The 24,150-nt window shown below is 65.3% G+C and carries 19 protein-coding genes and 1 pseudogene; 16 read left to right on the top strand and 4 right to left on the bottom strand.

Annotation, left to right across the window (positions count from 1 at the left end):
* A partial coding sequence (locus tag ACSFBM_RS26655; protein ID WP_435487099.1) for a Fe-Mn family superoxide dismutase occupies positions 1-117 on the top strand: 117 nt, incomplete at its 5' end.
* A 69-nt stretch (positions 118-186) separates the two neighbouring features.
* Here ACSFBM_RS26655 and ACSFBM_RS26650 read toward each other — a convergent pair.
* The 3 genes from ACSFBM_RS26650 to ACSFBM_RS26640 all read right to left on the bottom strand — a co-directional run bounded on the left by ACSFBM_RS26650 (position 187) and on the right by ACSFBM_RS26640 (position 1,417).
* Positions 187-645 carry a DUF192 domain-containing protein gene (locus ACSFBM_RS26650; protein ID WP_435487093.1) on the bottom strand — a complete coding sequence of 153 codons (459 nt, stop codon included), beginning with the start codon at positions 643-645 and terminating at the stop codon, positions 187-189.
* Positions 646-743: 98 nt separating this feature from the next.
* Entirely contained in the window at positions 744-941 is a 198-nt protein-coding gene (locus ACSFBM_RS26645; RefSeq protein ID WP_435487092.1) for a hypothetical protein, read from the bottom strand.
* 152 nt (positions 942-1,093) lie between these two features.
* Positions 1,094-1,417, bottom strand: coding sequence for a cell envelope biogenesis protein TolA (locus ACSFBM_RS26640; protein ID WP_435487091.1), 324 nt, complete (start codon positions 1,415-1,417; stop codon positions 1,094-1,096).
* A gap of 219 nt (positions 1,418-1,636) precedes the next feature.
* Between ACSFBM_RS26640 and icd the strand changes: the two genes are divergently transcribed.
* The 14 genes and pseudogenes from icd to sbcB all read left to right on the top strand — a co-directional run bounded on the left by icd (position 1,637) and on the right by sbcB (position 22,211).
* A complete protein-coding gene (gene icd / locus ACSFBM_RS26635) occupies positions 1,637-2,896 on the top strand; it encodes an NADP-dependent isocitrate dehydrogenase (RefSeq protein ID WP_435487090.1) in 1,260 nt (419 codons plus the stop codon).
* 369 nt (positions 2,897-3,265) lie between these two features.
* A pseudogene (locus ACSFBM_RS26630) lies at positions 3,266-4,618 on the top strand (AAA family ATPase); the annotation flags it as partial.
* Between the two features lie 190 nt (positions 4,619-4,808).
* Positions 4,809-6,164, top strand: coding sequence for a type VI secretion system baseplate subunit TssK (gene tssK, locus ACSFBM_RS26625; protein ID WP_435487098.1), 1,356 nt, complete (start codon positions 4,809-4,811; stop codon positions 6,162-6,164).
* A 153-nt stretch (positions 6,165-6,317) separates the two neighbouring features.
* Complete coding sequence (tssL, locus tag ACSFBM_RS26620) at positions 6,318-7,691, top strand: type VI secretion system protein TssL, long form (protein ID WP_435487089.1); 1,374 nt, start codon at positions 6,318-6,320, stop codon at positions 7,689-7,691.
* Between the two features lie 20 nt (positions 7,692-7,711).
* Positions 7,712-11,740 (top strand): type VI secretion system membrane subunit TssM, encoded by a 4,029-nt coding sequence (gene tssM / locus ACSFBM_RS26615; protein ID WP_435487088.1) that lies wholly within the window; start codon positions 7,712-7,714, stop codon positions 11,738-11,740.
* A complete protein-coding gene (gene tagF, locus ACSFBM_RS26610) occupies positions 11,719-12,489 on the top strand; it encodes a type VI secretion system-associated protein TagF (protein ID WP_435487087.1) in 771 nt (256 codons plus the stop codon). The genes tssM and tagF overlap by 22 nt, the downstream gene beginning before the upstream one ends.
* Positions 12,486-13,592 carry a TagK domain-containing protein gene (locus ACSFBM_RS26605; protein ID WP_435487086.1) on the top strand — a complete coding sequence of 369 codons (1,107 nt, stop codon included), beginning with the start codon at positions 12,486-12,488 and terminating at the stop codon, positions 13,590-13,592. The genes tagF and ACSFBM_RS26605 overlap by 4 nt, the downstream gene beginning before the upstream one ends.
* Positions 13,593-13,621: 29 nt before the next feature.
* Positions 13,622-14,731 (top strand): type VI secretion system baseplate subunit TssG, encoded by a 1,110-nt coding sequence (gene tssG, locus ACSFBM_RS26600; RefSeq protein WP_435487097.1) that lies wholly within the window; start codon positions 13,622-13,624, stop codon positions 14,729-14,731.
* Entirely contained in the window at positions 14,728-15,723 is a 996-nt protein-coding gene (locus ACSFBM_RS26595; protein WP_435487085.1) for a type VI secretion system protein TssA, read from the top strand. Before tssG ends, ACSFBM_RS26595 begins: the two co-directional genes overlap by 4 nt.
* On the top strand, positions 15,720-16,316 hold the full coding sequence (locus ACSFBM_RS26590; RefSeq protein WP_435487084.1) for a hypothetical protein: 597 nt from the start codon (positions 15,720-15,722) through the stop codon (positions 16,314-16,316). Before ACSFBM_RS26595 ends, ACSFBM_RS26590 begins: the two co-directional genes overlap by 4 nt.
* Before the next feature lie 138 nt (positions 16,317-16,454).
* Positions 16,455-16,814 (top strand): ATP-dependent Clp protease adapter ClpS, encoded by a 360-nt coding sequence (clpS, locus tag ACSFBM_RS26585; protein ID WP_435447940.1) that lies wholly within the window; start codon positions 16,455-16,457, stop codon positions 16,812-16,814.
* Positions 16,815-16,881: 67 nt separating this feature from the next.
* Positions 16,882-19,203: an ATP-dependent Clp protease ATP-binding subunit ClpA gene (clpA, locus tag ACSFBM_RS26580; protein WP_435487083.1), complete on the top strand. Its 2,322-nt coding sequence runs from the start codon at positions 16,882-16,884 to the stop codon at positions 19,201-19,203.
* Between the two features lie 122 nt (positions 19,204-19,325).
* Positions 19,326-20,771, top strand: a complete 1,446-nt coding sequence (gene cls / locus ACSFBM_RS26575) for a cardiolipin synthase (protein ID WP_435487082.1) — start codon at positions 19,326-19,328, stop codon at positions 20,769-20,771.
* Positions 20,772-22,211 carry an exodeoxyribonuclease I gene (gene sbcB, locus ACSFBM_RS26570; RefSeq protein ID WP_435487081.1) on the top strand — a complete coding sequence of 480 codons (1,440 nt, stop codon included), beginning with the start codon at positions 20,772-20,774 and terminating at the stop codon, positions 22,209-22,211.
* Positions 22,212-22,250: 39 nt separating this feature from the next.
* Here sbcB and ACSFBM_RS26565 read toward each other — a convergent pair whose 3' ends face one another.
* Positions 22,251-23,228: a Bug family tripartite tricarboxylate transporter substrate binding protein gene (locus ACSFBM_RS26565; protein ID WP_435487080.1), complete on the bottom strand. Its 978-nt coding sequence runs from the start codon at positions 23,226-23,228 to the stop codon at positions 22,251-22,253.
* A gap of 69 nt (positions 23,229-23,297) precedes the next feature.
* Between ACSFBM_RS26565 and ACSFBM_RS26560 the strand changes: the two genes are divergently transcribed.
* Positions 23,298-24,149, top strand: coding sequence for an NAD-dependent protein deacetylase (locus tag ACSFBM_RS26560; protein WP_435487079.1), 852 nt, complete (start codon positions 23,298-23,300; stop codon positions 24,147-24,149).
* The last annotated feature ends 1 nt before the right edge of the window (position 24,150 follow it).

Genomic DNA, 24,150 nt, shown 5'->3' with positions numbered 1-24,150 from the left:
GTGGACGTCTGGGAGCACGCCTACTACATCGACTACCGCAACCTGCGTCCGAAGTTCGTCGAGACCTTCCTGGCCAAGCTGGCCAACTGGGACTTCGCGGCGAAGAACTTCGGCTGATCCTGGCTGTCGCCAATGAAAAAGCCGACCCGAGGGTCGGCTTTTTTGCGGGCTGCAGGCAGTGGATGCTCAGCGTTTGGTAGCTGTGAACAACTCGCCGCCGAGTTTGGCACCCTTCTTGATGTTCTTCTTGACGAACCAGCCCTGGTTCATCTCGAGAACGTAACGCACCGGCTCCAATGAGCAATGCGAGTTCTCGGTCATGGGCTGCATGTCGACCAGGTTGACGATGCGACCATCGTCGGCGACGAAGGCGGCGGTCAGCGGCAGGATCGTGTTGCGCATCCAGAAGCACTGCGTTGCGGGCTGCTCGAACACGAAGATCATGCCTTCGGCCTGCGGCATTTCCTTGCGGAACATCAAGCCGATTTCACGCTGCTGCGGCGTTTGCGCGATCTGCGCATCGATCTTGTACAGGCCAACCGACAACTGCGTGCGTGGCAGGTCGGTCTGGGGTTGCTGCTGGGCGTGCGCCGACATCATGAAGGACGCAGACACGAGGAGCAGGGCGGCGAGACGCTGGAACATCGGACAACTCTTTCAGGGCGGGATCAGAGCCCGGCCTTCATCAAAACAACCCAATAAAAATGCCCGCTGGTGCGGGCATTGCCGGTGAGCGAGAAAGCTTACACCTTCTTGGCGGTGGCCGTGTGGGCCTTGGCCACGTGGCGAACCTTCTGCTTCTTGACCGCAACGTGCTTCTTGGCGGACACGTGCTTGGCAACCTTGGGGGCAGCAGGAGCGGCGGTCGTCGGAGCAGGTTGTTGGGCGAAAGCACCGGCAGCGAAGAGACCGGCGACCAGGGCTGCGAGCAGCTTGTTCATGAAGAAATCCTTTGAAATGCGTTGATCTGGATTGCCCTTCCTGCGGAAGGTACACATTCAACGGAAGCTGCTTCAGCTGGTTGACAGTTGTTTCTGTCCTCAAGACGAAAAAAAAAGCGCTCCGAAGAGCGCTTTTTCGTGCGGCCCGCCAATTACTTGGGGGTAGCGCCTTGGGTCGACTTGCGCTTGATGCTGCCGTCCTTGTTGCGACGACGCTGGTCGCGGGTTTCAGCACGCTTCTCGCCGGAGGCTGCAGCCTTGTCGGCACCGATGGCGCCGCCTTCGGGGGTCTTGGCTTCGTCGCCAGCGGGAGCGGCAACCTTGCCAGCAGGCTTGGAAGCCTTCTTGGCTTCGGCACGTTGCTGCGACTTGCTGTTGGTGGCGTTACCTTGTTCGGGCGTCGTACCAGCCGGGTTTTGGGCATAGGCGCCAGCGGCAAACAGGCCGGCGATCATGACTGCGAGAATTTTGCTCATTGATGATTCCTCTATCGAGAATTGGTTGGAAACGCCTCCCGGCGAGCAGAAGGTCAGCCACTAACGAGGCCGATGGCCTTACGGTTGACAAACGCTTGCTGATGGGTTGCGTCTAAAATGTACAGCGATTTGTTCGCGGGCTGTACAGCGAATCCACGCCGTGTCTGAATTCGCTGACAGTCGTCAAAATTAAGTCAATCCCGGAGTCATCCCCCCCTCATGTCCAGTTATCAGCACATCAAGGTCCCGACCGAAGGTCAGAAGATCACGGTCAACGCAGACAACTCGCTCAATGTGCCTGACGAACCGGTCATTCCCTTCATCGAAGGCGATGGCACCGGCCTGGACATCACCCCCGTCATGCTGAAGGTGGTGGACGCCGCAGTGGCCAAGGCCTACGGCGGCAAGAAAAAGATTCACTGGATGGAGGTCTACGGCGGTGAAAAGGCGACCAAGGTCTACGGCCCCGACGTCTGGCTGCCCGAAGAAACGTTGCACGCCGTCCGGGACTACGTCATCTCCATCAAGGGCCCGCTCACCACGCCCGTCGGCGGCGGCATCCGCTCGCTGAACGTCGCGCTGCGCCAGGAACTCGACCTTTACGTGTGCCTGCGCCCGATCCGGTACTTCAACGGCGTGCCCAGCCCGGTGCGCGAGCCGCACAAGACCAACATGGTGATCTTTCGCGAGAACTCGGAAGACATCTATGCCGGCATCGAATTCGAAGCCGAAAGCGACAAGGCCAAGAAGCTCATCAAGTTCCTGCAGGACGAAATGGGCGTCAAGAAGATCCGTTTCCCCAACACGTCGGGCATCGGCGTCAAGCCCGTGTCGATCGAGGGCACCGAGCGCCTCGTGCGAAAGGCGCTGCAGTACGCCATCGACAACGACAAGCCCAGCGTCACCCTGGTGCACAAGGGCAACATCATGAAGTTCACCGAAGGTGGCTTTCGTGACTGGGGCTACAACCTGGCCGCCAAGGAGTTCGGCGCCGAACTGATCGACGGCGGCCCGTGGATGAAGTTCAAGAGCCCGAAGACAGGCAAGGACATCACCCTGAAGGACAGCATCGCCGACGCCTTCCTGCAACAAATCTTGCTGCGCCCCGCCGAGTACAGCGTGATCGCCACGCTCAACCTCAACGGTGACTACGTGTCCGACGCATTGGCTGCGCAGGTCGGTGGCATCGGTATCGCCCCTGGCGCGAACATGAGCGACACCGTGGCCATGTTCGAGGCCACCCACGGCACGGCCCCCAAGTACGCCGGCAAGGACTATGTGAACCCCGGTTCCGAAATTCTCTCCGCCGAGATGATGCTGCGGCACATGGGTTGGAAGGAAGCAGCCGACCTGATCATCAGCGCGATGGAGAAGTCGATTGCCAGCAAGAAGGTCACTTATGACTTCGCGCGGCTGATGGACGGCGCCACGCAGGTGAGCTGCTCGGGCTTCGGGCAAGTCATGATCGACAGCATGTAGTTGTTTTTCCATTTGCCGATGTCTTGCAACATCGACTCCAGGGCTCTTGAACTTCCGAGGCGGAATTCAAGAGCCTTTTTATTTGTTCACCAGGCGCCGCCTCGTCCCGCGGCCGATACTTTAGTAATAGGTAAAAACGGCGGCGCTGGACAAACTTCACGGATCGATCTGCTCCTTTTCTGAGTTAACCATTGGTAGAAACTGTGCGTCTCCGGGACTCCCGGAAGGCACCCAGAATCGCGCTCATTCCAGAAAGCATAGGGAGTGGGGAGTGGTCAAAAAGAGCGCGAAAACAAAGGTGTGGGTGTTGGGTTCGGCGGGCATGTCGAGCGGGGCTGTTGCGCCGCATGCCGAGTCTGGAAGCACCCCATGACGATCGCGCGCCGAGCGCTGTTCGGCAAGCTCAACCTCACCCTGTTTCGCGGCATCGAGTCCGCGACGGCTTTCGCCAGGCTGAGAGGCAATCCGTACGTCGAACTGACGCATTGGATTCATCAGCTCTGGCAACTCAACGACAGCGATCTGCATCGCGTTTGCCGCCACTACAAGGTCGATTCGCAAGCCGTCGAGAAAGACCTCGCAGCCGCGTTGTCGGCATTGCCATCGGGTGCCACCGCACTGTGCGACTTCTCCCATCACATCGAGACCGTCATCGAGCGTGCGTGGGTGCTGTCCAGCCTCGAGTTCGGCGATCGCAGCATCCGGGGCGCATGGCTGCTGTCCGCGTTGTTGCAAACGCCTGAGCTGCGTCGCGCGCTGCTCAGCATTTCGCCTGCATTCCAGCGCATTCCCGAGAGTCAGTTGGCCGCCGCGCTCGGTGCCCTCATCGCCGGCTCCCCCGAAGAACAGGAAGGCCCGCATGACGGCTCCGGACTGACGCCTGCGATGCCTGGGGAAGCCAGTGGCGCGATGGCTGCTTCCTCGGCCGGCTCGCCTGCCTTGGAAAAGTACTGCACCGATCTGACCGAACGCGCGCGCAGCGGGCAGATTGATCCGGTGATCGGTCGCGCGCACGAAATTCGCACGATGGTCGACATCCTGCTGCGCCGCCGACAGAACAATCCATTGCTGACAGGGGAGGCTGGCGTGGGCAAGACAGCGGTGGTCGAAGGGCTGGCCTTGGCCATTGCCGGCGGCCAGGTGCCGCCAACGCTGCGCGATGCACGCCTGCTGAGCCTCGATGTCGGGGCCCTGCTGGCCGGTGCCAGCATGCGGGGCGAGTTCGAATCGCGCCTGAAATCGTTGCTCGACGAAGCGGCCAACTCGGCTCAGCCGGTCATTCTCTTCATCGACGAAGTGCACACCTTGATCGGCGCGGGCGGATCGGCCGGCACCGGCGATGCGGCGAACCTGCTCAAGCCCGCGCTCGCGCGCGGCACGCTGCGCACCGTGGGCGCTACTACATGGAGCGAGTACAAGCGCCACATCGAGAAGGACCCCGCGCTGACCCGTCGCTTCCAGACCTTGCAGGTCGCTGAGCCGCAGGAAGCTGTCGCCATCGAGATGGTGCGCGGGCTGGTTGCCACGTTTGCCGCGCATCATGGCGTCACGGTGCTCGACGAGGCGGTGAGGGCTGCGGTCATGCTCTCTCACCGCTACATCCCTGCGCGACAACTGCCCGACAAGGCGATCAGCCTTCTCGACACCGCATGTGCGCGCGTGGCCATGTCGCTGCACACCCCGCCGCCGGTGGTCGAACGACTCCGTGCGCAAATTTCGGCGCTGCATACCGGGAGCTTGCGCAAGCCGACTGGCGCGCGGTCCTGAAGATCGATCCAGCGCCCGAAGTCGCCTGGTACCGATCGGTCATGCCGGCCAACAAGATCAAGCTGCAGATCGATCTGCAGCCCAAGGGCATCCAGCTCATCACCCTCAAGTGAGCCCCAGGGCTCTCAAGCACAACGGACCATTCATGAGCTGGTACAACAAAGTCGCCTGGAGCGAAGGTCTTTTCCTGCGTCCACAGCTGTTTCAGCAGCAGGAGCGCTACCTCGAACATCTCGCGCACAAGCGGGCGGGCTCGCTCGGTCCCTTCTACTGGGGCTTCACGCACTACGGCATCGACGCCGAGTCCTTATCGCTGGGCAAGCTCGTGCTCGGCAGCGCCGCAGGTATTTTTTCCGATGGCACGCCTTTCGATGCCCCCGGCCAGACGCTGCCGCCTGCGCCGCTCACCATCCTGCCGGAGCATCTGGAGCAGGTCATCAACCTCGCCGTGCCCATTCGCACGCCCAACGGCGAGGAAACCACCTTCGACGATGTCGCGGCATCCAGCGCTTCGCTCGCACGCTTTTCGGTATTCGACACCGAACTGCGCGACGCCAACTCCGTCGGGCAAGGGCCCAAGACGGTCCAGCTGTCCAGGCTGCGCCTGCGGCTGCTGCCGCAGCGCGAACTCACCGATGCCTGGATCGGACTTCCACTCGCAAAGGTCACGGTCCTGCGGTCCGACGGCAGCGTTGCGATCGACCCGCATCTGATCCCGCCCGTCTCCGGCTATGGCGCAAGTCCGTTGCTGACCGACTGGATCACCAATTTGCACGGTCTGTGCAGGCTGCGCGCCCAGTCGCTGGCAGGCCGTCTCAGCGGCAACGACGGCAAGTCGAGCGAATCCGCCGAGGTGTCCGACTTTCTGCTGCTGCAGATCCTCAATCGCTACGAGCCTTTGTTCGAGCACTGGTTGCGTGTGCGGGAAACTTCGCCCGAAGCGGTCTACACGGCGCTGCGCACATTCAGCGGAGAACTCTCCACCTTCGTGCGTGCGAGCACGCGCCGGCCCCGGGCTCACCCGGCTTACCAGCACATCGACCCGTACCTTTCCTTCAAGGAACTGATGGGTGATGCGCAGGCCCTGCTGAACGACGTGTTGGTGCGTAGCGCGCAGAGCATTCCGCTGGCCAACCGCGCCAACGGCGTGCGCGTTGCCAGCGTCGAACCGTCGGAGCTCCAGGGCTTTTCCAGCCTGGTGTTTGCTATCGCTGCGCACATTCCGCCCGATCAGCTGGCGAGCCAATTTCCTGCACGTTGCAAGGTCGGGCCCAGCGACCGGCTGGCCGAACTCATCCGGTCGCACCTGCCGGGCATCCCGCTGCAAACCCTGCCCGTGCCGCCACGCCAGATTCCATTCAACGCGGGCTTCGTCTATTTCCAGATCGACCCGCGTGGCCCGCTGTGGGAACACATGGTCAAGCACGGCGGCCTCGCGTTGCATGTGGCGGGCGAGTTTCCAGGCCTGCGCATGGAACTCTGGGGCGTGCGCGAGAAGTGACGTACCGGAGTTGCCCATGACCACAAGCCCGCAGAAGAAACACGTCCAACTGCCCGACGGGCGTGCGGCATCCGTGAAAGATGTCGCCAAGTGCAAGGCCTGGCCTGGCTCATCTTTCCATTCCGCCAAGCCTCTTCATTCTTGAACGCACCCATGCTCCACAACGAAGAACGCGACGATACCCACGGAGGCGGCGACAGGCGCGAGCCTCATGGCGACCCTCTGGACGGGGCACCCGTGCCTGACGGTCGAGTCGACGGCCCGAGGCTTGTTCCGGAATCCTCGTCGCAAGAGCGGTTGGCCACCGTCGTGGCGGCCCAGAACCCGCTGCTCGAAGCAGCACAGCCCTTGCTGCGCGCACTTGCCGACATGCCCGCGCAGCTGAGCGACGAGGGCGTGACCGTCTTGCACCGCCTGCTGGAGCGCGAAGTTGCGCGCTTTCAGTCGATCTGCAGCAGTGCGCTCGTCAAGCACGAGCATGTGGTGGCGGCGAGCTATTCCTTGTGCACTGCGCTCGACGAGGCCGCCAACAGCACCGATTGGGGCGGCGGCAAGGGCACGGAGGCGGGCATCTGGGCCAACCAGCAGTTGGCTGCCAAGTTTCACGGCGACACCAAGGGCGGCGACAAGTTCTTCCTGCTGGTCGGCCGCCTGGCAGCCAGTCCGCAGGAGCACATCGATCTGCTTGAGCTGATGTACCAGATCCTCGGCCTCGGCTTCGAGGGGCGCTTCAGCACCGCAACCAACGGGCGCAGGCAGCTGGAGACAGTTCGCCACCGGTTGTTCGGCCTGCTGGGTACGGCGCGGGGCGACGTTCCGCAGGACCTGTCCCCGCACTGGAAGGGCGTGGGCGCAGGCAAGTTTCGGCTCTTGCGCAGCGTGCCGGTGTGGGTGACGGCGTCGCTGCTGACACTGATCCTGTTCGGCCTTTTCGCTTGGTACAAGTACCAGCTTTTGCAACTTGGCGCGAACGTGGAAGAGCGTATTGCGGCCATTGGCCGCATGCGGCCGCCGCCTTCCCCCCCGGTCAAGCCATTGCGCTTGAAGGAGCTTCTTGCACCCGAAATTGCACGCGGCACGGTCAGCGTCGACGAAGACGACAGGCGCAGCGCCGTCACCTTCAAGGGCGACGACATGTTCGTGCCGGGGCAGGCACGTGTGAGCGCGAAGATCCTGCCGGTGCTGGCCAAGGTGGCCGAAGAAATCAATCAGGTCTCGGGTTCGGTGAAGGTCACCGGGCATTCGGACAACCAGCCCATCCGCTCCCGCGAGTTTCCGAACAACCAGGTGTTGAGCGAAAAGCGCGCGGCCGCCGTCGCCGCCGCTCTGCAGGGCGCCGGCGTGGTGGCATCCCGACTCCAGATCGAAGGGCGCGGCGACACGATGCCGATCTCCGACAGCGCCACCGCCACCGGCCGCGCCAGGAATCGCCGGGTCGACATCGTCGTCACGCAAGGCGACGGCAGCACCGCCGGGTCGCTTGTACCCCAGGCCGCCACTGCCGTCACAGGCGCAACCCGGCGCTAGAGGCAGGTCAGAAAGCTCTCATGCAATACCTCAAACAGTTCGCGACATTCCTTTTTTCGCGGCAGATGCTCGCGTTCGTGGCCATGGTGCTGCTGGCACTGGCGGTCTGGTTCATCGGGCCCTTGCTTGCCGTCGACGGATTGCGTCCATTGGCGACGGTGGGGGTGCGCGTCACTTTCATCGTGCTGCTTCTGGTGCTCGGCATCCTCTGGCTGGTTTCGGGCCCCTACAGCCTTGTGGGAGTCGCCGCGATCTGCCTGCTGGTATGGCACGCAGGGCCCCTGCTGGCCGTCGGTGCGGCCAAGCCGCTGGCACCGGTCTGGGTGCGCGCGTCAATCATTTTTGCGGTCCTTTTGTCGTGCGCGCTTTACTGGCTCTATCGCCTGTGGCAAGCCTTGCGCGACAACCAGGATCTCCTTGCCAAGTTCCTCAGCTTCGGCCGGGATTCGGGCAAGGACGAGACGGCGAAGGAAGAAATCAAGACGCTCACCTCCGCCGTCAACAGGGCTCTTGCGCAGTTGAAAGGCCTGCGTGCACGCGGCGGCCTGTTCCGCTGGCTCGAGGGCAAGCGGCATCTGTACGAGCTGCCCTGGTACATGATCATCGGCAGCTCTGGCGCTGGCAAAACCACGGCGTTGCTCAATGCCGGACTGCAGTTTCCATTGGCCGGTCAGGCTGGCCCTGCGTCGAAGCGCATGGTGCTCACTTCCCACGGCGGCACGTTGCACACGGATTGGTGGTTCACGAACGAGGCGGTGCTGATCGACACCGCCGGCCGCTACACCACGCAAGAAAGCAATCCCGTCACCGATCCGGTCGAATGGCGCGGCTTTCTTGGCCTGTTGCGCAAACACCGCCCGCGCGCCCCGCTCAACGGTGTGATCGTTGCGCTCGATGTCTCCGAACTCCTGACCATGACCGTCATGGAACGTGCCGAGCATGCAGGCCGGGTGCGCGACCGGCTCGCCGAACTGCGCGAGGAACTGGGCATCCGTTTTCCGGTGTATGTCGTCGTCACCAAGGTGGACCTGTTGCGCGGATTCGGCGAGTACTTTCAATCGCTCACCAGCGAGGGGCGCACCCAGGCCTGGGGCTTCACCTTGCCCTTCACGGGCATCAAGAGCACGCGGGCGGCTGCGCAGGGGCGTGAGGCCTTGCGCTCACAGATCGAGGTGGAACTGGCGCTGCTTCACGGCCGGCTTGCTGCCGGATTGCGCTCCCGTCTGAACGAAGAGTTCGATATTGACCGCCGCAAGCGCCTGTTCGCCTTGCCGCAGGAACTGGCGGGCCTGACCGAGCCGCTGGTCCCGATGCTCGACGAGATCTTCCTGGCCTCTCGCTTCGACCGGACGCAGTTGCACGACACGCTGCGCGGCGTCTATTTCACGAGCGGTGCACAAACCGAACTGGACCTTCCCGCCGTTCCGGACACCTTGTTCCAGCGGCTTCAGCGCAGCCTGGGCGTGCCGCAGCGCAAGGCGGCCGACTCGACGCCCGGCTTCGGGCAGCAGGGCTTCTTTCTCCAGGACGTGCTGACCAAGGTCATCATGCCCGAAGCGCACCTGGTGCGGCCGAACCTGCGATGGGAGTTTCGCTTCAGGCTGCTGCGCCTGTCGGGGCACGCGCTGTGCGTCGTGATCTTTCTCTGGCTGTCCGGCGCGCTGGCGCTGAGCTTCGGTAACAACCGCCAGTATCTGAACAGCGTGGGTCAGCGCGCGGACGTGCTGTCTGGCCAGGTTCGCGCGTTGTACGCCAGTTTCAAGCCGGCAGGCGTTCCCGACGTGCTCAACGGTGCCAGCGAACTGCCGGCCCACCCGGGGCTCGACATCCACAGCCCGCCGGGCAGTTTCCTGTACGGCCTTTACACCGTGCCTCCGGTGCTGGGTGCAACGAGCGAGGCCTACGCCCAGTTGCAGGACCACATGTTGGTTCCGACGATCCTGAAGCGCATGGAAGCCGTGCTGACGCAGGGTGTGAAAGACGGTGATGCCAAGACCGTCTATGAAACGCTTCGGGTCTACAAGCTGCTGCACGACCGGGAGCGGTACATGAAGGGTGGGGCGCGGGACGTTCGCAACTGGGTGCTCAAGGACTGGGAGACGGCCGACAGCGCCGCGGCCTTCGGTGGGCGTGCTTCGATGGTCGGCCACGTGACAGCCCTTTTTTCAGGTGACCGCCCGGTGCAGTCGGCGTCGCTGCCCAGCGAGGTACTGGTACGCGCCGTACAGGATTTTCTCGACAGCAACACCTCGACCCAGCGCGTCTACGAACGCGCCAAGGCCGCCATGCTGCCAGACGCGCCGCAGGAATTCACCTTGATCCGCGCGGTCGGGCCGCAGGCAGGCACCGTGTTCTCGCGCGCCGGCGGACTGCCGCTCGAAAAAGGCATTCCGGGCCTTTTTACCTACGACGGCTATCACGACGTCTTCGACAAGCGCCTGTCCGAGTTCGTCGGCCGGGCGATCGACGACGATGCCTGGGTGATGGGGCGCGGGGCTGCAGCCCCAGGAGTTGCGGGAGGCACCGACAAGAAGGCTGCAGCGCTGCTGGACGACGTGGCGCGCAAGCTGCAGAACGATCCCCTGCTCGAAGACATCCGTCGTCAGTACCTGAACGAGTACGCACGGCACTGGGAGACCTTCCTTGATTCGGTGCGCACGGTCAGCGCCAGCGACGCCACCAGCACCAGCCTGGGCTTCGATCTGAACGTGCTGCGGCAGTTCGCCGCGCCCGATTCGCCGTTGGCGCGGTTGGCGCGCGCGGCAGCCAGGGAGACGACACTGTCGCGCCCGCTGGTCGTTCGCGCGCAGGAGGAGAAAGGCTTTCTCGACAAGGCCTCCGACGAGCTCAACAAGCAGACGGGCGCATTGGGCAGAAACCTCGGAATTCGCGCGGAAGAGCGGCTCGAAAAGCAGATCGTCGACAGCCGCTTCGCCGCGCTTCGGGAAGTGGTCACTGGACAACCTGACATCGGCGCAGGCAGCGTCGGTGCAGCCGGTGCCAAGCCCGGGCTGGAAGCCATCTCCGGTCTCGTCAACGAGTTCTACACCTTGCTGGTTGTCGCGGACACAGCGCTTGCGGCCGGCAGCTTGCCGCCCGGCGGAAGCGAAGTCGGCGCGCGCCTGAAGCTGGAGGCCGGGAAACTCCCGGCGCCTTTTCGCGAGGTGCTGACCGCGCTGGCCACCAGTGGCGGCGACAAGGTCGTGCTGGGCACCGCAGGCATCCTGCGCAGCCAGGCCCAGTTGCAGCTCGACCGCATCATGGGCCTGATGGCCATGCAGGTCAGCGAACCTTGCAAGCGAGGCGTGGAAGGCCGCTATCCGCTCGCCGCGGTGGCGCAGGACGCTTCGATCGAAGACTTCACCCTGGTGTTTTCCGCCGGCGGTGCCGCCGACGAGTTCTTCAACAAGTACCTGGCGTCGTATGTAGACACCAGCGTGCGTCCGTGGCGCTACAAGGACCCGAACACGGCCAACGCCATGGTCGGTGCGGAAGGCGCTGCCCAGGGCGTGGCCCCGGCGCCCGCCACCACCGGCCCGACCTTGCTGGGCGAGCTGCTCAAGCTGTTGGCCCAGAGCGGGCCGAACCTCGATGCGTTCTATCGGGCGCAGCAGATCCGCGACCTGTTCTTTCGCGACGCCGGCGGAAAGAAATTCGCCTGGAAGATGGATCTGCGCGTGCTCGAGCTCGAACCGGGCATTACCGACCTGGTCATCGACATCGACGGGCAGGGCCAACGCTACGTGCATGGTCCGGTCCAGGCCCTTCCCGTGAGCTGGCCCGGACCCCGCGGCGGCGCCATGGCGGAGATCACCGCCAACCCTCGCGTTTCCGGACCGACCTCGACCGTGCTGGTCAACGGTCCGTGGGCACTCTTCCGGCTGCTCGAGAAAGGGCGCATCGTGAACACCGCGACGCCGGGCAGATTGAGCGTGGAGTACACCTTCGACGGACGCAAGGCGCTGATCGACATCAACGCCGCAAGCCAGCCCAATCCGCTGGGCAGCGATGTGCTGAAGGGCTTCCGTTGCCCCGGCAGGGCGGCCTGACCGTGTGGGCGCGACTCCTTGATGTGTGGGGCATCACGCCGCCGGCCATCTGGGGCAAATTGCCGAATCACGCGGATTTCGTGCGAAGTGGCATGCGTCACGGTGAGCTGGAAGCATGGGCGTCCTGGCTGGACGGCCAGGCCCCGAATGCGGGTGCCGACGCCTCGGCCAAGGCCGTTGCCTTGCCTGCTGCCTTTGTCTTGCCGCCCGGCACCCTGGCATTTGCGCGGCGCCGGTTCGTACTGGGTGTGATTGCGCCATCGCTCGACAGGGTAGGGCGCCACCATCCTTTGGTGGTCTACCAGCAAGCCCATCCGCGCTGGGTGCTGAAACACTTCGAGGTCCAACTGCGGCAACCATGCGACTGGCAGTTCTGGCTGGCCCGCGCGGTGGCGCGTCACACGCGTGCGGAAGGGCCGGCCGATCTTGCCGCGCTCGAGAGCACGGTGAAGGCGTTGTGGCGCGATCAGAGGCACGCGCCGACAGCGGCGGGTACCCCGGCCTGCGACGAATTCGAGTCCGCAGTGCGAGTCCGCCGCACACAAGGGCTGCTCGACCAGTGGGCAGGCGCTGCGCCCCAGGACGAACTGGGCGGCCAACTGCATGGCGTTCGCTACCTGCCGTGGGCCGACTGGCCACAGCGCCTGTCGGGTGCATGCGTCGAGAGTGCGTTCTGGCAGCAGGACGCCCATGGGCGTTTCGTGGGCGCGGCCAACCGGCTGCAAAAACTGTGGGGCGAGGTGCCATGAACGCCGAAGGTCCTGCGGATGCATCGCCGAAAGAAGGCGAGCAGCCCGCGTCTCTGCGCCTTCGACTGACGCACAGCGGCGGCGAAGCGCGCTGCGGCGCGCTGTGCATCCCCGCGGGCGGCTCGGGAATGAGCGACGCGCTCGCGTTGAGCGGTGAGCGTCACAGCGATGCCCAATGGCGCCTGGCCAACATGTGCCGCATTCAATGGGACAGCGGTCACGGCCGCTGGCAACTGTTGAACAACAGCCACACGCTGCTGTGCGTGCGCAACGGGCAGCGCGTGCCGCCCGCGTGCCCCGTGCCCGTCGCCGCAGGCGATGTGCTGGAGCTGGGCCTGTTGCGCTTCGTGGTGGAGCCTTGGAACGACCCGTCCATCGCGCAAGAGCCTGCCACCGTCGCAGACCAGGCGGACAGTGCCGCGACACCCGCTGAACACACCGCGCCAAGTTTCGATTGGCACGACCTGGCCGGTCGCTCGAAAGACAGTGGCGTCATGGGGGCTCAGGAGGGTGCGCCCATCGATCCCTTCGCCGTGCTCGGGATTGCAGGTGCGCAGTCTCGCTCCACGGCAGACGTGCTGACAGCCTTGCTGGGCGAGTCGCCGCCGCCCGAGCGGCGCGCAATGCACGCGGTCCGCGCTGAAATATCGCTGACCGCTCTTGGCGGCCCCAAGTCCTTGCTCGACGACCTGAACGATGAATTCGTGCGCGTCGTCAGCGATCCTGATCAGCTTGCCGGTCGTACCGACTGGGAGGGCATCTTCGCCATCGACGGCGAGCCCGCGCCCACGCTGGACGAACTCAGCAAGCAGGCCGAACCCTATCCCTTGCTGCGCGACATCGTGCTGCCGCGAGAGGGCATCGACCGAATCATCGATGGCTTCGAACCGCTCGACCGATCCACGTTGCTCGACGCGCCGAACACGGAAGACGTGCTGAGCCTGTTCGCTCCCGAACTGGCCCGCGATGCGCAGGCCGCATTGCCCAGCCTGACACGCAGAGAGCACCACCAACTGTCGCCTGACAGCCATGTCCGCCTCGGCACGGCCCGTGCCATCGCGAACGGCCACGGCAGCGACAGCGACAAGGGAGGCGCCGCGTGAAGCCGGACGCCGGACTGGCCCTGCAGCCCATGCTCGAACGACTGCGCCAAGCGCCGTGGAAGTTCGGGTTTTTCTCCTTGCTTCGCCGGTTGGGGGCATCCCATGTGCAGCAACCTCCGATCGGGCTGGCGAACCGGCCTCAGCAGGAGCCGTTTCGCCTGGGCCAGACGGCTGCATTGATCTTCGCGCCCCGCGAGATCGCGCAAGCCGTGCTGCCCGGGGAGGCGCAGGCTCGCGTGCCTGGCGCTGCGCCGCCCCGCTCTGGGAACAACCCGCTGCTTCCGATGGTGCGCGTGTACGGCCTTGGCATGCTGGGGCCGAACGGGCCGTTGCCGCTCCATTACACCGAGATCGTTCGCGATCGCAGCGAGAACCACAACGACACGACGCTCGCCGATTTTCTCGATCTGTTTCACCACCGCTACCTGACGCACATGTACCGCGCATGGGCCCAGAGCCAGGCCGCGGCGGGCCTCGATCGTGCCGGCGACGAGGTCTTCAGCCGCTACGTGGCACGCTTGACGGGCCACGATCCGCTGGAGATCCGGGACTCGGTGTTGCCCGCGCACGCCCGGCTCGCGGCATCGACGCACTTGGCGCGGGAGTCCCGGAATCCCGACGGACTGGCCGCCGCGCTGGCGCGCTTCTTCGCGGTGCCTGTGCAATTGCAGGAGTTCGTGTTGCACTGGATTCGCATCGACGACGAAGACCGGAGCCATCTGGGGCAGGCACGCGCCTCCAGCGTCATGGGCGTGGGCGCAATGGCGGGCGAGGTCGTGGCCGACCGGCAGAACAAATTCCGGCTCGTGCTCGGGCCGCTGAGCCTCGACCAGTACCTGCGCTTCACGCCGCAGGGACGCGATCTGCCCTTGCTCGTCGAGTGGGTTCGGGGCTTCGTCGGCTATGAATTCGTGTGGGAGGTCGAACTGCGCGTGCACAACGACAGCACGCCGCCCGCACGGCTCGAGGACAAGGAAAAACTCGGCTGGTCGACGTGGCTGGGAGGGGCCGAAGGCGCGACGGGGCCCGGCGACAACACGGTCGGCATGGTGTTCGAGCCTGAGCAGTACATCGGTTCCCGTTCTTCTCACGACGCCGCGCGCGCTGCGCCTGGCGTCTTTTCTCCTGCCAATCCATGACCCTCGTCACCCCGTCCGAAAATTCTTCCGTCGCCTTGCCGCTCAGCCCGGCCGATCCGTGCGGTCCCAGCCTAGAGTACGACTCGGAGTACGCGGTCCTGCTCTCGCGCCTGTCGCCGCGCGGGGATGCCCAGTATGGCGAGTTCGTGGGCGAGCCGGACGCGCCGAACTGGGCGGACATCGAGCGGGACTGCCGGCGCTTGCTGTCGAGAACCCGTGATATCAACCTGTACGTCTGGGTCTGCAGGGCTCGCACGCGGCTCGCCCAGGCGGCAGGGCTCGCGCCCGCCCTGGCCGCCTTGGCTGAAGCCTTGCAGGCCTGGCCCGAGGCGATTCACCCGCAACTGGTCGTGGAGGGCGAGCGCGATCCGGCCGTGCGTGCCAACGCCCTGGCGGCGTTGGCCGACCCCGAGGGCCTGCTGGGCGACGTGCGCGAGATCGTTGTGGCGGCGAACGCGGCGCGTCACCTGACCGTGCGGGAGGTCGAGCGCGCCTTCGCCGTGCCTCGGCAGGTCGGCTCTCCCAGCCCCGAGTGGATGGCGCAGCAACTGGATGGCTTGCGTCGGTCCGCCGCCGACGATGCCGAAGCCCCCGTCAGTCTGCTTGCGGCGGCGTCGAAGGCCGCACGAGAGATCGCCGCGTGGTCAGCGAGCAACCTGGGGCCGGACGCGCCATCGCTGAAGGCGTTGTGCGTCCTGCTGGCGCCGTTCGAGCTGCCTGAACCGCAGGGTGAGGCCGAACCGACCGAACGCGCTGAGGCCAACAGGCGCATCGAGAGACCGCGCAGCCCGTCCGCGCTTTCGCGCGACGATGTCCGCGACAGCATCCGTGACGCCCGCGAATGGTTCGAGGTCCACGAGCCCAGCAGCCCGGTCGCCGTCCTGCTCGGGCAGGCCGAACGAATGGTCGGGCGACGCTTCTCGGAGGTGGCCGACGCAATTCCGCTCGATCTCGTGCGCAAATGGGACGCCGCGGGGGAGGGGGCTCGATGACTGCCCTCCTGCTCGGACTGCCCTTCGTCTGCTTCGTCGTCGGGATGCTGGGGGCTTTGCTGGGCGCCTGGCTTTGTGCGCGCAGTTCCCGTGCGCAGTTGGAGACCCAGCGGCACGCGTTCGAGCTGGCCCGCGAAAAGGCGGAGCGGGACCTGCACCAGGCCTTGCTGTGCGTGCCTCAGTGGATGCAGCAAACGGTTCGTGTGGAGCTCGAGTTCATGGGGAGACAGCAAACCGAGCGATGGAAGGAGCTGGTGAGCGACCAGCACCGTTGGCAGGCCGTGCAGGACGGCCTGCGCGAGGCCGAATGGCAGGCCCTGCTGGCGGGCTCGCCGGCCCGGCGCCCTCCGACGGCGCCGGTTCCGGTGTCTGCCGCCCGGGTGCCGTCGGGTCAGGCTGTGCCTGTGACCTCGCTTGCCAAGTCACTCGAGCCGCAAAAAATCAACGATCCCCTGCCACGTCCGGCGGCTGAACCTGAGCAGGAGCTGACCGACGAGGAAATCGACGCCTTGCCGCCCGATTTGCCAATGCCCACGCGGGTGCCCGGCAGAAAATTGCAGGCACCCAAGAGGCCCGTCCTGCGCAATTTATGAAAGACCGGCGGCCCGCCGGTTTTTTTTATGGGCGATTTCTGTTGTCGCACACGCCGCAAGGGCCTTGATTTGTCGAATACGCGCCACCAAGTCTCTCTGCGTCGGCACGGTGCTTGCACGCTCTATAGAATCTTTTTCATGGCAACGAGAATTCCCAAGACTCCCAACACCCCACCGGCGCAGAAACCCGCTGGGGACGACGGAGATTCGGTCGTCCTGGAGCGCCGGCCGCAGAAAACTGCACCGCCCCAGATGTACCAGGTGGTCATGCTGAACGACGACTACACCCCCATGGAGTTCGTGATCGTCGTTTTGCAGGAATATTTCAGCAAGGACCGCGAAAGTGCGACCCAGATCATGCTCAAGATCCACCTCGATGGCCGCGGCGTCTGTGGGGTCTATTCCCGCGACATGGCAGCCACCAAGGTCAACCAGGTGATGGAAGCGGCCCAGCAAGCCGGGCATCCGCTGCAATGCGTCAGCGAACCGGTTGCATGAACCAGTTGAATTGCGCAAGCTCCAACCCATCTGAGAACTTATTTACAGCAAGGCAAAAGGAAATCACATGATTGCCCAGGAACTGGAAGTCAGCTTGCACATGGCCTTCGTCGAGGCCCGGCAGCAGCGCCACGAGTTCATCACCGTGGAGCACCTGCTGCTCGCTTTGCTGGACAACCCGAGCGCCGCGGAAGTTCTGCGTGCCTGCTCGGCCAACGTCGACGACCTTCGGGCGTCGCTCACCAACTTCATCAAGGACAACACGCCGCAAGTGGCGGGTACCGACGATGTAGACACCCAGCCTACGCTGGGTTTCCAGCGCGTGATCCAGCGCGCCATCATGCATGTGCAGTCCACCGGCAACGGCAAGAAGGAAGTCACCGGCGCCAACGTGCTGGTGGCGATCTTCGGTGAGAAGGACTCGCACGCCGTGTATTACCTCCACCAGCAGGGCGTGACCCGCCTGGACGTGGTCAACTTCATTGCCCACGGCATCAAGAAGAGCGATCCGCCGGAGGCCGTCAAGGGCAGCGGCGAAGCTCCCCAGGGCGAAGGCGAAGAGGGCGGCGGCGAACGCAACGAGAAGGCATCGCCGCTCGAGCAGTTCACGCAAAACCTCAACCAGCTCGCCAAGGACGGCAAGATCGATCCGCTGATCGGCCGCGAATACGAGGTCGAGCGCGTCATTCAGATCCTGTGCCGCCGGCGCAAGAACAACCCGCTGCTGGTGGGTGAAGCCGGCGTCGGCAAGACCGCGATTGCGGAGGGCCTCGCCTGGCGCATCACGCAGGGCGACGTGCCCGAGATCCTTGCCGAGGCGCAGGTCTACTCGCTCGACATGGGCGCGCTGCTGGCCGGCACCAAGTACCGCGGTGACTTCGAGCAACGCCTGAAGGGCGTGCTCAAGTCGCTCAAGGACAAGCCGAACGCCATCCTGTTCATCGACGAAATCCACACCCTGATCGGTGCGGGCGCAGCCTCGGGCGGCACGCTCGACGCGTCGAACCTGCTGAAGCCGGCGCTCTCCAGCGGCCAGCTCAAGTGCATCGGTGCGACCACCTTCACCGAGTACCGCGGCATCTTCGAGAAGGACGCGGCCCTGTCGCGTCGCTTCCAGAAGGTCGACGTGGTCGAGCCGACGGTGCAGGAAACCGTCGACATCCTGAAGGGCCTGAAGTCGCGCTTCGAGGAACACCATGGCGTGAAGTACGCGGTGGCGGCCCTCCAGGCTGCCGCAGAGCTCAGCGCCAAGTACATCAATGACCGTCATTTGCCCGACAAGGCCATCGACGTCATCGACGAAGCCGGCGCCGCCCAGCGCATCCTGCCGCCGAGCAAGCGCAAGAAGACCATCAGCAAGACGGAAGTCGAGGAAATCGTGGCGAAGATCGCGCGCATTCCCCCGGCCAACGTCAGCAACGACGACCGCGGCAAGCTGCAGACCATCGAGCGCGACCTGAAGAGCGTGGTGTTCGGTCAGGACAAGGCGCTCGAAGTGCTCGCCTCGGCGGTCAAGATGGCGCGTTCGGGCCTGGGCAAGGGCGACAAGCCGATCGGCTCGTTCCTGTTCTCCGGCCCCACGGGCGTCGGCAAGACCGAAGCCGCGAAACAGCTCGCCTACATCATGGGCATCGAGCTGATCCGCTTCGACATGTCGGAGTACATGGAGCGTCATGCGGTGAGCCGCCTGATCGGCGCGCCTCCGGGCTACGTCGGTTTCGACCAGGGCGGTCTGCTGACCGAAGCCGTCACGAAGAAGCCGCACTCTGTGCTGCTGCTCGACGAAATCGAGAAGGCGCACCCGGACATCTTCAACGTGCTGTTGCAGGTCATGGACCACGGCACGCTGACGGACAACAACGGGCGCAAGGCCGACTTCCGCAATGTCATCGTCATCATGACGACCAATGCGGGTGCCGAGACCATGAACAAGGCGACCATCGGCTTCACCAACCCGCGCCAGGCGGGCGACGAAATGGGCGACATCAAGCGCCTGTTCTCGCCTGAATTCCGCAACCGGCTGGACGCCATCGTCAACTTCAAGCCGCTCGACGAAAACGTCATCCTGCGCGTGGTCGACAAGTTCCTGCTGCAGCTGGAAACCCAGCTCGGCGAGAAGAAGGTGGAAGTCACGTTCAGCGACAAGCTGCGCAAGCACCTGGCCAAGAAGGGCTTCGACCCGTTGATGGGCGCGCGTCCGATGCAGCGCCTGATCCAGGACACGATCCGTCGTGCACTGGCCGACGAACTGCTGTTCGGCCGCCTGACCGACGGCGGACGCCTCGAAGTCGACCTCGACGACAAGGACGAAGTGCTGCTCGACATCCAGCCGCTGTCGAAGAAGGAAGGCAAGTCGAAGCCCGAAGCGGAAGAAGCTGCAACGGGTTGAATGAACCGTGCAATCCGTGGCCAATGAGGCCACGGAGCCGCCTCCAAAGGCCGGTAGCATCACGCTGCCGGCCTTTTTCTTTGGCCGGTGCATCCGTACCGCCGCTTCAACTCTCTTTTGTCTTGATCCTCCCCGTCCTCAGCCCCGAATGGAAAACCGGCCTCTCCCTGGCCTGGAGCGGCTACATCGCCGTGCTGTCGATCTGGATCGTGATGCAGAAGCGCGCGCCGGTGTCCACCATGAGCTGGATCCTGTCGCTGGCGCTGCTGCCGTTCGCAGGCTTCGTCATCTACTACTTCCTCGGGCCGCAGCGTCTGCGCAAGCAGCGCATCAAGCGGCTGCGCAGCCGCGCCAGCGCCTATGCCCAGGCCGATGTCGCGCTCCTGCGCGACGTGGCGCAGAGCGCGCCACCGGCCCTGCAGCAGATGGCTCGGCTGGGTACCGCGACCTGCGGGCTGCCGGTGTCGAGCGCCGTCGACGTGGCGCTGCTGTCGGGCGGTGCGCGCACCTTCGACGCCATCTTCGAGGCCGTGCGCGCCGCGCAGAACCACATCCACCTCGAGTACTACATCTTCGAACCGGACAAGATCGGCACCGCGCTGCGCGACCTGCTGGTCGAGCGCGCGAATCAGGGCGTGACGGTGCGCCTGCTGATCGATGCGCTGGGCTCCAAGCGCATCGGCCGCAAGTTCATGGCGCCGCTGCATGAAGCCGGCGTGAAGGTGGCGCTGTTCCACGACACCAAGATCGGCCGCCGCCTGCGCCCGGTGACCAACTACCGCACCCACCGCAAGATCGTGGTCTGCGACGGCCGCGTGGGCTTCACGGGCGGCGTGAACATCACCGACGAGGAAGACAAGCGCACCAACCCCGACGCGTACCACGACGTGCACCTGCGCATCGAGGGCAGCGCGGTGCGCTGGCTGCAGACCACCTTTCTCGAAGACTGGACTTACGCCACCGGCGAAGATCCGCGCGGCATGGACGACACCATGGCTGCGATGCTGCCGCAGCTGGAGGCGGGTGACATTCCGGTGCAGATCGTCACCAGCGGCCCTGACAACACGCTCGAGGCCATCCACCGCATGCACGTGGAGGCGATCCATTCGGCCACCACCCGCGCCTGGCTCACCACGCCGTACTTCGTGCCGGGCGAGCCCGCGCTGATGGCGCTCACCAGCGCGGCGCTGCGCGGGGTGGATGTGCGCCTGCTGGTACCGCGTCGCAGCGACTCGGCCATCGTGAGCGCCGCGGCGCGCTCGTACTTCGACGAGCTGATCGCCGCCGGCGTGAAGGTGTGGGAGTACAAGGCGCGCATGCTGCACTCCAAGACCCTGGTGGTCGACGACCATTGCGCAATGATCGGCACCGCCAATTTCGACAACCGCAGCTTCCGCCTCAACTTCGAGGTCTGCGCCGTGGTTTATGGTCCAGAACTCGCCCGACCGCTCGCGGCGCAGTTCGAGACCGACCTGCACAGTTCCGGCGCGGTGCGCGCCCACCGGCCACAGAATTTCTGGCGTCGCCTCGGCGATGCTGTCGCGCGCTTGTTTTCACCCCTGCTCTGAATGAACCACACCTTTCTCTGGCACGACTACGAAACCTTCGGCGCCGTGCCGCGCCGTGACCGCCCCTCGCAGTTCGCCGCCATCCGCACCGACGCCGAGTTGAACGAGGTCGGCGAGCCGCTCATGGTCTATTGCAAGCCTGCGCCGGACTACCTGCCCAGCCCCGAGGCCTGCCTGATCACCGGCATCACGCCCCAGGTGTGCCTGGAGCGCGGCATCCCCGAGCACGAGTTCGCCGCGCAGATCGAGCAGGCCTTCTCGCAGCCCGGCACCATCGGCGTGGGCTACAACACCATACGTTTCGACGACGAGGTCACGCGCTTCCTGTTCTGGCGCAACCTGATCGACCCCTATGCGCGCGAATGGCAGAACGACTGCGGCCGGTGGGACCTGCTCGACGTGGTGCGCCTCACCTACGCGCTGCGCCCCGACGGCATCGAGTGGCCGAAGAAGGAAGACGGCAAGCCCAGCTTCAAGCTCGAAGACCTGGCGCGCGCCAACGGCCTGCTGCACGAGTCGGCGCACGATGCGCTGTCGGACGTGCGCGCCACCATTGCGCTGGCCCGGCTGATTCGCGACAAGCAGCCCAAGCTGTTCGACTTTGCCTTCGGCCTTCACAAGAAGGACCGCGTGGCCACCGAGCTCGGCCTGCCCGCGATGCGTGAAACGGCCAAGCCCTTCCTGCACGTGTCGGGCATGTTCCCGGTCGAGCGCGGCTGCATCGCCGTGATGTGGCCTCTGGCCAGCCACCCGACCAACAAGAACGAGCTGCTGGCCTGGGACCTGGCGCACGACCCCAGCGAGCTGCGCGACCTGGACGCCGACACGCTGCGCCTGCGACTGTTCACCCGCACCGCCGACCTGCCCGAAGGCATGGTCCGCCTGCCGGTGAAGGGCATTCACCTGAACAAGTCGCCGATGGTGGTGGGCAACCTGCGCACGCTCGCGCCGGCCATGGCCGAGCGCTGGAACATCGACCTCGACGCGGCCATGCGCAACGCCGCCATCGCCCGCGACCTGCCCGACATGAGCGCCATCTGGTCTCAGGTGTACGCGCGTCCGAAGGAGGCCGCGCCCGATGTGGACGAAGACCTCTACGGCGGCTTCGTCGGCAACGCCGACCGCCGCCGCCTGAACCAGCTGCGGTCGCTGTCGCCCGAAGAGCTTGCCAAGGACCGCACCGGTTTCGACGACGGCCGGCTCGACGAGATCCTGTTCCGCTACCGCGCGCGCAACTGGCCCGAGCTGCTGAGCGAAGAGGAAACCGAGCGTTGGGAAGCCCTGCGCGTGGCCAGACTCTTCAAGGGCGAGGGCGGTGCGCGCACCATCGAGATGCTGTTCAGCGAAGTCGATGCGCTTTCAGAGAACGCCGACGAGCGCGGCGAGGAAATTCTGGGCGCGCTCTACGAGTACGCCGAGGCCATCGCGCCGGAGGCCTGACCCATCGTTTGCCGTGCGGCGTGCGGCGTGCGGCGGGCGCTACAGCTTGATCCCCGCGCCCTTCACCGTCGGCCCCAGCACGTCCACCTGCTCCTTCACGAAGCGGTTGAACATGGCCACCGTTTCCGGCTGGGCCACGATGCCCAGTTCGGTCAGCTTCTTCTGGATCTCGGGCATCACCAGCACTTCGTTGCACGCGGTGTTGAGCCGCGCCACCACGTCCGGTGGAAGCCGGGCAGGGCCGGACAGGCCGAAGAAGTTCTCCAGCACCAGCTTCGGCTGGTGGAGCTCGACCATGGTGGGAACCTCCGGCATCAGCGGGGAGCGCTGCGTGCCCGTTACCGCCAGCGGCACCAGCTGGCCGCTCTTGAAGAACGGCACATAGGAGGTGATGACGTCGATGCCGACGGGAATGGTGTTGGCGATCAGGTCGGTGGTCATGGGTGCGCCGCCTCGGTAGGGCACGTGCACCATGTTGAGCCCGGTGGTCTTCTTGAGCAGCTCGCCGTGGATGTGTCCGATCGAGCCCGGGCCGCCCGAGCCGAAGTCCATGCGGCCTTCCTTGCGCGCCATGGCCTCGAAGTCCGCATAGGTCTTCAGGCCGGACGGCTTGCTCGCCATGACCACCAGCGGCGCGGCGCCCAGGTAGGCGACGTGGCTGAAACCCGCGACCGGGTCATAGGGCTGCTTGTCGAGCGTGAAGGGGCCAAGCGCGATCGGCGTGGTGTTCGACAGCATCAGCGTGTAGCCATCGGGCGGCGCCGCCGCAACCTGTGCGCCGCCGATCGTGCCTCCCGCGCCGGGCTTGTTGTCCACGACCACGGGCTGCCCGAGCTTCTTGGTCAGTTGCTCGGCCATCACGCGTGCCAGCACGTCGCTGGAGCCGCCAGGCGGAAAGGTCACGACGATCCTGATTGCCCGGTCGGGCCATTGGGCAAAAGCCGGCAGTGCGGCAGACGCGACGGCTGCGGCCAGAAGCTGCAGCGCACTGCGGCGCGTGGGGTGAAAGGGGGGCATGGCGTTCTCCGCGGACGGGTAAGAACAGGGCTCTTAGCAGGAATCAGGCCGCCGACTTATGCTGCCCGCATGACCGCTCCAGCCGCCGCGCTCGCCGACTTCGCCACCCGCCACCGCAAGCTCTTCGTGCTCACCGGCGCGGGGTGCAGCACCGAATCGGGCATTCCCGACTACCGCGATGTGAAGGGCGAATGGAAGCGCCCGTCGCCCGTCACCTACCAGGCGTTCATGGGCGAGGAGTCCACCCGCCGCCGCTACTGGGCGCGCAGCCTGATCGGCTGGCCGACGATGGCCGGTGCCCGACCCGGTGCGGCGCACCGCGCGCTGGCGCAGCTCGAAGCGGCCGGGCGCGTGGGCCTGCTGCTCACACAGAACGTCGACGGCCTCCACGAGGCCGCCGGCAGCCGGGGCGCCATCGACCTCCACGGGCGCATCGACACCGTGCGTTGCATGGGCTGCGAGCGGCGCACCACGCGCGCCGATCTGCAGCTGGCACTGCGCGAGCGCAACCCGCACTGGGCCGCACTCGAAGCCCGCGCCGCGCCGGACGGCGATGCCGACCTTGAAGGCCACGACTTCTCCGCTTTCGACGTGCCCGCCTGCGCCCACTGCGGCGGCCTGCTCAAGCCCGACGTGGTGTTCTTCGGCGAGAACGTGCCGAAGGAGCGCGTCACGGCCGCCTTCGCGGCGCTCGAAGCAGCCGATGCGGTGCTGGTGGCCGGCTCGTCGCTGATGGTGTATTCGGGCTTTCGCTTCGTGCAGGCCGCGGCCGCGGCGGGCAAGCCTGTGGCGGTGGTGAACCTGGGGCGCACGCGGGCCGACGAGTTGCTCACGCTGAAGGTGGAGCAGCCGGTGGGCGAGGCGCTGCAGGCGCTTGCGCAGCAACTGGCGCCCGAGCCGCAACCGGATCGCGTGGCCTAGG

The sequence above is a fragment of the Variovorax pasteuri genome (assembly GCF_051216435.1).
Lineage (GTDB): Bacteria > Pseudomonadota > Gammaproteobacteria > Burkholderiales > Burkholderiaceae_C > Variovorax.
This window is presented reverse-complemented; position numbering and strand designations above follow the sequence as displayed.